The organism is Anabaena sp. CCY 9910 (assembly GCF_963920875.1).
GTDB lineage: Bacteria > Cyanobacteriota > Cyanobacteriia > Cyanobacteriales > Nostocaceae > Trichormus > Trichormus variabilis.
Genome location: NZ_CAWUDJ010000079.1, coordinates 1 through 11085 on the forward strand (window position 1 = coordinate 1; position 11085 = coordinate 11085).

At 44.1% G+C, this 11085-nt stretch carries 6 protein-coding genes; 3 read left to right on the top strand and 3 right to left on the bottom strand.

Features of this window, described 5'->3' with window-relative positions:
• Positions 1 to 414: 414 nt before the first annotated feature.
• A complete protein-coding gene (locus ACM5QX_RS28700) occupies positions 415 to 1263 on the bottom strand; it encodes a lysophospholipid acyltransferase family protein (RefSeq protein WP_414756620.1) in 849 nt (282 codons plus the stop codon).
• 360 nt (positions 1264 to 1623) lie between these two features.
• On the opposite strand from ACM5QX_RS28700, the gene ACM5QX_RS28705 reads away from it, so the two are divergent.
• On the top strand, positions 1624 to 2727 hold the full coding sequence (locus ACM5QX_RS28705; protein WP_414756621.1) for a D-alanine--D-alanine ligase family protein: 1104 nt from the start codon (positions 1624 to 1626) through the stop codon (positions 2725 to 2727).
• 227 nt (positions 2728 to 2954) lie between these two features.
• Positions 2955 to 3611: a hypothetical protein gene (locus tag ACM5QX_RS28710; protein ID WP_414756622.1), complete on the top strand. Its 657-nt coding sequence runs from the start codon at positions 2955 to 2957 to the stop codon at positions 3609 to 3611.
• An 85-nt stretch (positions 3612 to 3696) separates the two neighbouring features.
• On the opposite strand, the gene ACM5QX_RS28715 is transcribed toward ACM5QX_RS28710, so the two are convergent.
• Entirely contained in the window at positions 3697 to 3852 is a 156-nt protein-coding gene (locus tag ACM5QX_RS28715; protein WP_414756623.1) for a hypothetical protein, read from the bottom strand.
• A gap of 1182 nt (positions 3853 to 5034) precedes the next feature.
• Between ACM5QX_RS28715 and ACM5QX_RS28720 the strand changes: the two genes are divergently transcribed.
• On the top strand, positions 5035 to 8259 hold the full coding sequence (locus tag ACM5QX_RS28720; RefSeq protein ID WP_414756624.1) for a PAS domain-containing protein: 3225 nt from the start codon (positions 5035 to 5037) through the stop codon (positions 8257 to 8259).
• Positions 8260 to 8578: 319 nt separating this feature from the next.
• On the opposite strand, the gene ACM5QX_RS28725 is transcribed toward ACM5QX_RS28720, so the two are convergent.
• Positions 8579 to 11085: HEAT repeat domain-containing protein (locus tag ACM5QX_RS28725; protein ID WP_414756625.1), on the bottom strand; the 2507-nt coding region annotated here is incomplete at its 5' end.

The window sequence follows — 11085 nt, forward strand, 5'->3', positions numbered from 1 at the left end:
GGACATTGCACAGTAGATGACCTCAATTCATCCCTCTATTATGCAACGCCGAAATAAGAAATATACAACACAAGTATGGTGAAGTATATTCTGGTGTTGTTAAGGTAATTAGTCTGAAGAGACTAATCGAAGCTACTTTTGACTGTCAGTGGACACAAGCTCGACTTTTAGAAACTGAGCCTAAGAACAATAAAAGAGGACGTAGCCGAAAGTCAAGGTAGATTGTGGTTCTTAACTTCAATTTTTTTAGTACTGCCAAGATTATTGCCAGAATTAGTAATGATATGGTTCAAAAATCGTCAACGTCAAAGTTATGTCCCATTTCTCAATTTTGAACCATTGTTTAGAGCGATCGCTCCTAGAAATTCGCCAAGAGTTTGACCTGATGCAATTACTCCAGGACTAATCCCGACTTTATTGCTTTTGGCTGAATAATACTAGCTCGTCTAATTCTTGCTGCATCTTACTCACAACCAAGTTGTAGCATTCATCGACATATTGGCGATCGCTTGCAGCTTCTCTTCCATAACGTTCAAATACAATCGGCGGACAAACCCGCGTGTGTATGGATACAGGAAAAGGAATATTAGGTAGTGGGCCAATAGATAATCCCCAAGGCCAACCGAGATAAATGGGAAATACCACCGGATCAACACCAAACAACCAGGGCATTCCCCTATCGTGCAACTGTCTGACAAGGTTATATATATCAGCCAGCACAATCAATGTATCGTGAGCGCCACAGGAAATTGCTGGAATAATCGGCACGTTTTCCCGCAGTGCTAACTTGATAAAACCTTGTCGTCCCGCAAAATAGATTTTATTACGTAAAGAATGGGGTCGGAAAACATCTTCTGCTCCCCCTGGATATACTAGTAAACTAGCTCCAGAACGCAAAGCAGTATAAGCCATTTTGGGATGAGCAATAATGGCTCCAGTTTTCGCTACTAGCTGTGCTAATGCTGGGGTAACTTGCCAAACTGCGGGGTGCATCAAACCATAGCTTGGTCGCTCTACTCCAAATCGGCAAAACCAGTCATACATCATCATCAACATATCAGGAGCGGCTAGTCCACCATTGTGGGAACCGACAATTAAGACTTTTCCCTGTGGTGGGATGTGATGCCAGCCACCGGTTTGTACGCGAAAATAATAATGATAGAAAAAGCCCAAGAGGGGCATAACAGATTTAATAAACTCTGGATCTCGCTCTTCTAGAGACCATCCAAGTTTTGTGTTTTGGAGATGTTGCTTTTGTGACATTCAGGCATATTAACAAACTGATAATTAAAAAGGTACTAGTTGTTAGTTGTCAACAGCCAACAATCATTGAGATTTATTTTTAATCTAGCAGGACTTACGCAAGTGTCATAATTGATGCTTGGTGCGTGACGCTATAAGTCTCATGACTACGTTCAAGTCTTTTCGCTGCGTCACACACCCTACAGGAAAAATATGCCAGTTGCATAAATCCTATCTAGTTTAAAGGCTTTGTTGTGGACAATCTTAAAACATTTTTTGCCTACACCCTCTTTCAAGTCATCTCCCTGCCCCCTGCTCCTTTTTCTCTTCTTGACCAGGTTGTGATACGCTATCAGCGTCGGGAGTGTAAAGGTACGGAAGATGAGTAAGTTGCGGGTAGGATTGTTATTTGGCGGTCGTTCTGGAGAACATGAAGTTTCTATAAGTTCCGCACGGGCGATCGCTTCAGCCCTAAGTGCAGGAGAAAATGCTAGTAAGTACGAAATATTGCCGTTTTATATCCACAAGGATGGGCGTTGGCTAGCAGGAGAAGCCCCACAACAAGTTTTGCAATCAGGCGCGCCTCTATTAGAATCGTCAAACTCCTCACCAGCAGAAAATAATCTCGTAAACTCCCAACAAAAAACCCTCGAACGTTGGCAATCACCTTCTCAAGTTGCGGAAGTAGATGTGTGGTTTCCCATTCTCCACGGGCCTAATGGTGAAGATGGCACTATTCAGGGTTTACTTACTCTCATGCAAACTCCTTTCGTCGGTTCTGGCGTTTTGGGTTCAGCACTGGGAATGGATAAGATAGCAATGAAGATGGCTTTTGAGCAAGCTGGACTACCCCAAGTAAAATATAAGACTGTCACCAGAGCGCAAATTTGGTCAAATCCCTGCGTATTTCCCAAATTATGCGATGAAATTGAGGCGAGCTTAGGTTATCCCTGTTTTGTCAAACCAGCTAACCTTGGTTCTTCCGTAGGAATTTCTAAAGTGCGATCGCGCCAAGAATTAGAAGATGCTTTAGATAATGCCGCTAATTATGACCGCCGAATTATTGTAGAGGCGGGAGTAGTAGCGAGGGAAGTAGAATGTGCAGTTTTAGGTAACGACCAACCCCAAGCTTCCACCGTGGGCGAAATTACCTTTAATAGTGACTTTTATGATTACGAAACTAAATATACGGCTGGTAAAGCAGATTTACTGATTCCCGCCGCTATTCCCGACGACATCAGCCGTCAAATTCAAGACATGGCTTTACAAGCCTTCGCAGCTGTTGACGCTGCCGGGTTAGCCAGAGTAGACTTTTTCTACGTGGAAGCTACAGGAGAAGTGTTGATTAATGAGATCAACACCCTACCAGGTTTCACCGCTACCAGTATGTATCCCCAACTCTGGGCCTATAGTGGCATCCCCTTTCCAGAATTGGTCGATAAGTTAGTCCAACTGGCGATAGAAAGACACAATCCTAGTCATTAGTCATTGGTCAACCATAAAAACTCCACCCACAAGGGGTTGGGGTATTAGACCAGATTCTCTCAACAACTGACAACTAACAACTGACAACTGACAAGCGAAGCAAAATAAATTTTGTAGCCTAAATGGCACAAAAAGACTACTAAAATAGCTAAATCGGCTACGGATACCTGATAGCTCTCCCTTTTAGTACAATCGTGAACTAGAGGGGAAACAATCTGAAAGTGATCATGGAAAACAATCAGAGCATAAAGCATGAGCTAACTCAGGAAACAAGACATACAGCAGTGCTAAAAAGTAGTAAGTCCGTAGCAATTAGTAGCTACAAAATTTTTATCTATTTGCTGACACGTCATCCCTTACTTTTATTGGCTGGGATCTTCACAACACTGATGGGAAGTGCTGGCATGGCCTTGTATAGCCTAGTCCATGTGGGTGATGTGGAACATTTAGAAGCAGAACCGGTGGCTGTGATTGAGCAGCCAATCATTGCTGACACAGAGAATGGCAATCCTCTGCCTTTGTGGATGGTAGCAGCGATCGCTCTCAGTTGTGCTAGTGGTTGCTTAATTATTTTCCGTTTACTCAACCAGCCAACACAGCGTCCTAAAATTCAGAAGCGAGAGGCTATTTCTCAGCAAGCTCTATCGGCATCATCCCGTACCCAAAAACAGCAACAGCCAATTCTCAAAACTCAGCCAATGTTTGTCCCCAGACCAACATTGCAGCCAATGAATGCCATGCAGGCTACCAAAAAACCTCTGTTGACGGTTTTACCAGCAGAACAGAGAAGTCCGTTTGATGACAGCAAAGAGTCTTTAGTTGAGTTGTTAGATTGGCGTAAACATAATTCTTTGACGGCGATTCTACAACAATATTCCTCATAAGTCGATATAGTTGCTTTTGTCAGTAATGGGTAATGGGTTTTCACCTACCGCTTGGCTGACGCTCACGGCGAAAGCCAATTACCAATTACCAATTAGCTATGATGCTTGTCAGCAAGTTCTGTTCTGGTTCGTGATATTCCTGGTAATTGGATGCGCCGCCAGCAGGAATATTACCTACGAATAAATATAAATCCGGCGTTGCTGAATCAAGGGATGAAATTGGATATGCTGAAATTTTCAACTCTTTATCCTCTCTGCGTGATAGAAATCATCCCGCATTTATGCAGCGCCATAAATCCTATAGATGCTTATCTTTGTGGATTAGCACAGTAAAGTTGCCTTTGTTGGTTTCTTGTCAACATTAAGCAATTACTATGATTAACATTCATAATATTGCCTGTTTGATTTCTATGATTTCCTGTGAAAAAAGCTGCAAATATTAACGTTATACATATACTAGCAATAAATATTATATAAGGAATCGTCCTTGCTTTACTCTCAGAAGCATTTACTTGACTTGGTTTTTGCAGACAAACTGTTTTTGATGACCAGAAATGCTCGTTGAAGTTGTAATAACTCATTTATTATCCTCGTTGAAAATAGAAGATGTTAAACAGTAAGGGTTATAACTAACAAAATTTGCAAAAGTATGGAAAGTTAACAAATCTAATTATTTATAACCAGAGAATGAGTAGCTATATTAGCCAATTTAGGTAAAAATATAGATTCTAATTCTATATAAGAATCCAGTTTAATTTTTATTGGCTTAGTCTGCGATTGTGCAGAAAAATCCAAGTACATCTGTTGACTATTGACTGACTTGGAAGCCTTTGATTGTCAGGGTTTTATCTTCGCTTGATGTCCCAATATATCTGGCACAGCTATATGTTTAGGGTGGGTATTTCCGAACAGCCATAATACGGCGTGTTTAGTTATGGATAGCTTTTACCTCAGTTACTTGCTTACTGAAGTCATTAAACCTGTTAGTTCATAAAAATACTTCCGACAAAAGTCATGGATTTAATTATGACAAAAGTCATATTTCTAAATGTAAATACCAAAAAGGGATCTATAGAAATATACTTTAATTCATAAACTTATTGACGTATGCAGGAATCAGAAAAGAGGGTATAAGCGACAAAATTTCTAGAGGCGAGATTTTCTCATGAGGTGCAAAATGCCAGTCTATGACTAGCATAGCTATGTGTTCGCAAAATATAGAAAGAATCGGCTTATTTTTACCCTACAGTTTCCAGTGTTTCTTAAAAATTGTGTTCTGTATAACCAGTTTTTCTGAAATATCAAAGCGGATCATATATTTGCAACTTTATGGTAGCCAAAACCTCAGTCTTAAGGAAGATCCTGATTAGCGAGTAACTCAGGTTGAATAGAAGAAGCCGTGTATGTATACGGGTGAATCTTCATGAAACGGGACACCACAGGTAAGTTTGTTAGCAATTGGGATTCGGAACCGAAACACAGATATAGTGTGTCTCTTACCAGTACAGCATGGCGATCGCTTGATGAGGAAGCACACAAGCAGGGAATTTCTCGTTCGGAATTGATTGAACATTTTGCCCGTCACTTGGGAAGTGAGCAGAATCTCACGGATGAAGCAATCAGCACAAATGCTGGAAATGCCGAACAGCAACCTTTAGAGGCTAATGCTTATCCCTTTGCTCAGGGTGTGGCGGTTTATTTCCGCGATATCACAGAACGCAAAAAAGCTGAAGCAGAGAGAGAACGTTTGCTCCATGAACTGGAAACTGAACGCACTCGGTTTGAAGCGGTCTTGCGACAAATGCCTGCTGGGGTGATGATTGCTGATGCAGATTCAGGTAAGTTAGTTCTTACTAATGAACAAGCCAAACAGATTCTGAGGTACAACTTTGAAGATTCATTAGAGCTGGAAGAATACGTACCAGTAACTCCCTTTGCCGCCTTTCGCTGTGATGGGCAGCCGTACACTCCTTATGAGTACCCACTGCCCCGATCGCTGTTGACTGGTGAAGTGATTTCTCAGGAGGAAATGCTGTTACGCTGGGAAGATAACAGCCATATTTTCATCAGTGTTAACTCAGCGCCTATTTTAAATAGTCAGGGGCAAATTGTAGCAGCTGCGATCGTTTTTCAGGATATCACCGAACGTAAACGCTTAGAATCAGAACTGCAACAGCGTGAGCAAGAATTCAAGATGGTGGCGGAAAATGCCCCTGATATTATTAGCCGCGTTGATAGAGAATTTCGCCATCTTTATGTCAGCCCTGCCGTAGAAGCAGCTACAGGTATTCCACCAGAGTTATTTATTGGTAAAACTAATACCGAATTGGGAATGCCAGAGGAAATCTGCACTTTTTGGCATGAAAATCTACAGCGAGCCTTTGACACAGGTCAAAAACAAGTTGTGGAATTTAGTTTTCCCACCCCAACAGGTCTTCGCTGGTATCAATCCCATCTCGCCCCAGAATTTGCTAGTGATGGTTCTGCGACAACTTTAATAAATATTGCTCGTGATGTCACAGACTACAAACGAATCGAACAGGCGCTACTAGATAATGAAGAACGCTTACGATTAGCGTTAACGGTAGCACAAGCTGCACAACGGCAACTAGCAACAATTTTTGAAACCTCGCCGGTGGGAATTGCCCTGTTAGATAGCCAGCAGCGATTTGTTGCCATTAATCAAGCCTTAGCCCAAATTAACGGACTCACCCGCCAAGAACACTTGGGACGTTCAATTGCCGAACTTTTTGGTGAATCAGATCCCCAAGTAGTCCAAGTCTTTCATGACATTTACGCTACAGGTGAGCCTTTTATTTCACCTAGCTTCGCTGTCAACTTACCTGGACGCAGCGATCGCCAACCTGGTTACTATAATGTCTACTATCTGCCCACAACCAACTCAAATCATCAAGTGGAAGATGTTTTAGTTTACGTGTTGGATGTGACAGAACAAGTACGATTAGAGCGTGGTCTACGCTTTCTGTCGGAAACAAGTAAAGTTTTGGCTTTTTCCCTCGATTATCAAACCACCCTAGAACGCTTGGCACAACTGGCAGTGCCAGAGTTAGCTGATTGGTGTACAGTCCACATGGTGGCAGAAGATGGTTCTATTGAGGAGATTGCGGTGGCTCATGTTGACCCGGCTAAACTGGCATGGGCAGAGGAAATCCGACGCAAATATCCTTTGAATTTGAATGATCCGCGAGGGGCTGCATTAACATTGCGAACTGGTCAATCAGATTTATTAATCGATATTCCCGATGAATTACTTGTACAAACAGCCCGTGACCCAGAACACTTAGAAATTTTGCGGCAAGTTGGGTTTAAATCTGCAATGACGGTACCACTCAAAACCCAAACACGGACTCTCGGCGTGATTTCCTTTATCTGTGCCGAATCTGGTCATATCTATGACCAAAGCAGTATGCAGCTAGCAGAAGAACTGGCTTGCCGTGCTTCCTTAGCAATTGATAATGCCCACTTATATCGGTTAGCTCAAAGCGATCGCACCAAGGCAGAAGCAGCCAACCGCATCAAAGATGAATTTCTTGCTGTACTGTCCCATGAATTGCGATCGCCTCTCAATCCCATTCTGGGGTGGTCAAGAATCCTCAGAAGTAAGCAGCTATCCCCCACAAAAGTTGACCAAGCCCTAGAAACTATCGAACGCAACGCCAAGCTACAAGCCCAACTAATTGAGGATTTATTAGACGTTTCCCGCATCCTCCAAGGAAAAATGACCTTGAATGTTGCCCCGGTTAATTTAGCCGCCACCATTACAGCCGCCTTGGAAACTGTACAACTGGCCGCAGAAGCCAAGAATATTCACATTCAGACCATACTCAAACCCATTGCTGGCAAAGTTGTCGGCGATCAGAACCGCTTGCAACAGGTCATCTGGAACCTCCTTTCCAACGCTGTCAAATTTACACCCTCTGGTGGACAAATTGAGGTGCAATTGGCACAGGTGAATCTTTATGCCCAGATTCAAGTCAAAGATAGCGGTAAAGGAATTGCACGAGAGTTTCTGCCTTATGTGTTTGAATATTTCCGTCAAGAAGATGGGGCGACAACCCGAAAATTCGGTGGGCTAGGATTAGGGCTGGCGATCGTCCGCCATTTCACCGAACTGCATGGGGGAACAGTTCATGTGAGCAGTCTAGGACAAGATTTAGGCGCAACATTCACCGTCCGCCTACCATTAAATCTAATCGAGCAAGAGTTACCTGCTGATGACGAGCAATTAAAAAAGGTAACAGACCTCACAGGCACCCATATATTAGTTGTGGACGACGATGCAGATATGCGGGAATTAGCCGAATTTATCCTGATACAATTTGGCGCACAAGTAACAACAGCCGCCTCAGCAGTAGAAGCATTGAATATTTTCAGCCACTTCATCCCCGATTTGCTGTTATGTGATATCGGTATGCCAGAAATGGACGGCTATTCTCTCATGCGGCAAATTAGACAATGGTTGCCGCATGAGGGAGGTACAATACCAGCGATCGCCCTAACCGCTTATGCCGGAGAAATCAACCAACAACAAGCCTTAGCCGCCGGATTTCACCAGCATATTTCCAAGCCTGTGGAACCAGAGGAGTTAGTGCAGACAATTTTTCAGCTACTCCACCCCGTCCAGTAATATATGGCTGTTGACGGTTGACAGCTAGTAGGTTGGGTGTAGCGATAGCGTAACCCAACAGAGTCTTGAGAATGTTGGGTTCCGTTCCTCCACCCAACCTACACCAGCTAACTTTTGACCTCTCCCCCAACCCCTCTCTCTTGAAAAGTTCTGTTCGGAGGAAACCTCCGCACCCTACGGGAAGCAAGCTACAGACTTTTCGCTCCGACACGGAGAGGGGAGCAAAAAGCTAACATATCAACGAAAAATCCGGTTTTTAAAGCCTCTCCCCGCGTCGGGGAGAGGTTTGGAGAGGGGTCATTTGTCATTGAATTACAAATTACCTTGTCCGTAATAACTGCACAAAAGTATTACTCACCGTATTGTCTTTAGTATCTGCGGCGTATTGAATCAACTTCTCCCGCAATTCCTTGGCTGCATCTATTGGGAGTAGGCTGGCTAAGAGGAAGTAAACACCACGAAAGCGGGGGTCGCCCATTCTATCTACTAGTAGTCTTTCCGCTTCATCGCTATTACCGAGAAAGTTCTGCACTAGGAAAAAGTCCATAATTTTATCGTGGCGGAAATACCATTCTTTCTTGGCTTCCCCTTTGTCATCTTGCCATTGACGGCTGACTACCATTTTGTATTTCTCATCTTCCAAAGACATAACAACTTGGTAAAACTCATCGGCGGGTAAGGCTTGTTTGTCGTCGATACGCATTTGGTAGACGGCGGCGGAGAATTTTCTTAAGGGAAATTCTTGGTTCCATTCCTTCAGGTATTCTGTCGCTATTAGGTTGTATTGCTGTTCTTGCAGGCGGAATAAGTTGGGATATTGACCTTGGGATAACATCAGGGCTACCACGGTTAAATCCATTGGGTTGGAGAGAATGCGCCTGGCTGCTTTTAATTCTTCCTCTGGTTGCTGGGCGGTGAGGACTTCTTTTAAATAATTAATACAGGCTTGTTTGTAATCAGCGCCTTGAATTTTGGCATCCTTAGGCAGTCGTGGTTCACGGGAGAGCAAAAACTCTTGAATTTGGGTTTGTTCTAGGGGTTGTAGGCGGTAGGTTTTGGCCGTTGAGGGTGGTGTCCACTCTAGGGGCTGGGTAGTCATGATAATGTTGCCCCGGAAATAGCTTTCCACAAACTGGCAGATTTTCGCCCTCGTTTCGGCGGTGACTTCGTTGAGTCCGTCGATGCAGATATCTATTGCACCACTGTAAATCAGGTTTTTCAGGAAACTGGCATCTTGGGCTTGGCCGTGTAGCTTGTCTTGGATGGCTTCAATTACGCCTTTATGGCATTTTTGGGCGGGGAGATAAACGACGATGCGGGGGGAGTTGTGCAACAGATGGCGGAGAAACATCGACTTACCTAAGCCAGAATCCCCTTCTAAGATGATTTGCCCTTTGATGCTGGGGAGGGCAACGGTGACTGGGAGGATATCCCCTGTACCGGGAACTTTGACCCTGGATTCTGGGAAGTAGCCTTTGTCATTAAAGTTATCTAAGCCGGCATCGGCTAGGAGGGAGGGTTTGAAGGGTTCAAATAATTTACGGCGGAAGGGGGGAAACCAGGTGAGGAGAAAGCCGACGTAACCCACCCCTAAAATGCGGCGTACCCAAGGGTTCCAGAAGAAGATGGCTTGGATTTGGGGGAATTTGGGGTAGGCAAAGATGAGGAGGAGCCAGAAGGTAGCGTGTGTGAGGATGGTGATTCTGGCGTTGAAAAACCATTGCCAACCCTTGAGGTTGACTATGACTGATTGCAGTGAATCAGCTTCGCTGTATCCGGCTTTTTTCAGGTTGTGGTAGTGAGTTTCTAATAGAAGAATATCTTGCGGTTGCCAGGAGACTTTTCTGGCAACTAGAGCGATTTGTTTTGCTAAGTCTTCCCGTAATCGAGTTAACCCTTGGCTAGGTTCCCAGGCTTGGGCGAAAATTGTCAGAGTTTTCTTACCTTGATTGTGGCTTAATGAAGCAGGAATTGTTTTAGTATCGGGAAAACCCAGCCATGTAAGTAGTGTTTGGACTTCTTCCGTACCGCCACCAAGGAAATAGGATAAAAATCGCCACTGGGCAAAGTCTGATTGACCTGCGTAATAAATACTATCCAAAATTAGAACAATATTATTCAGGTTGAGTTGTTCTATCTTTCCCAATGCCACTGCTGCACCGTAACGGACATTACTGTCAACGGATTTATCCTTGAGGATGTCGAGGATGTCTTTGAGGTAGGGTTTAGCTGCCTCCCCCAGATTTCCCAATGCCGATGCTGCACTTTCACGAACCCATGAGTCAACGGATTGATCCTTGAGGATGTCAACGATGTCTTTGAGGTAGGGTTTGGCTGCCTCCCCCAGACTGCCCAATGCCGATACTGCACCAGAACGAACAAATGAGTCAATAGTTTTATCCTTGAGGATGTCGAGGATGTCTTTGAGGTAGGGTTTGGCTACCTCTCCCAGTTTTCCCAATGCCTCTGCTGCATAGGAACGAACAAGATTGTCAATAGTTTTATCCTTGAGGATGTCGAGGATGTCTTTGAGGTAGGGTTTGGCTGCCTCCCCCAGACTGCCCAATGCCCGTGCTGCACTGTAACGAACCCATGAGTCAACGGATTTATCCTTGAGGAAATAGAGGATGTCTTTGACATAGGGTTTGGCTACCTCTCCCAGTTTTCCCAATGCCTCTGCTGCATCGGAACGAACATATTTGTCAACGGATTGATCCTTGAGGAAGTAGAGGATGTCTTTGACGTAGGGTTTGGCAGCTTCCCCCATATTTCCCAATGCCTGTGCTGCACTGGCACGAACAGTTGAGTCAACGGATTGATCCTTGA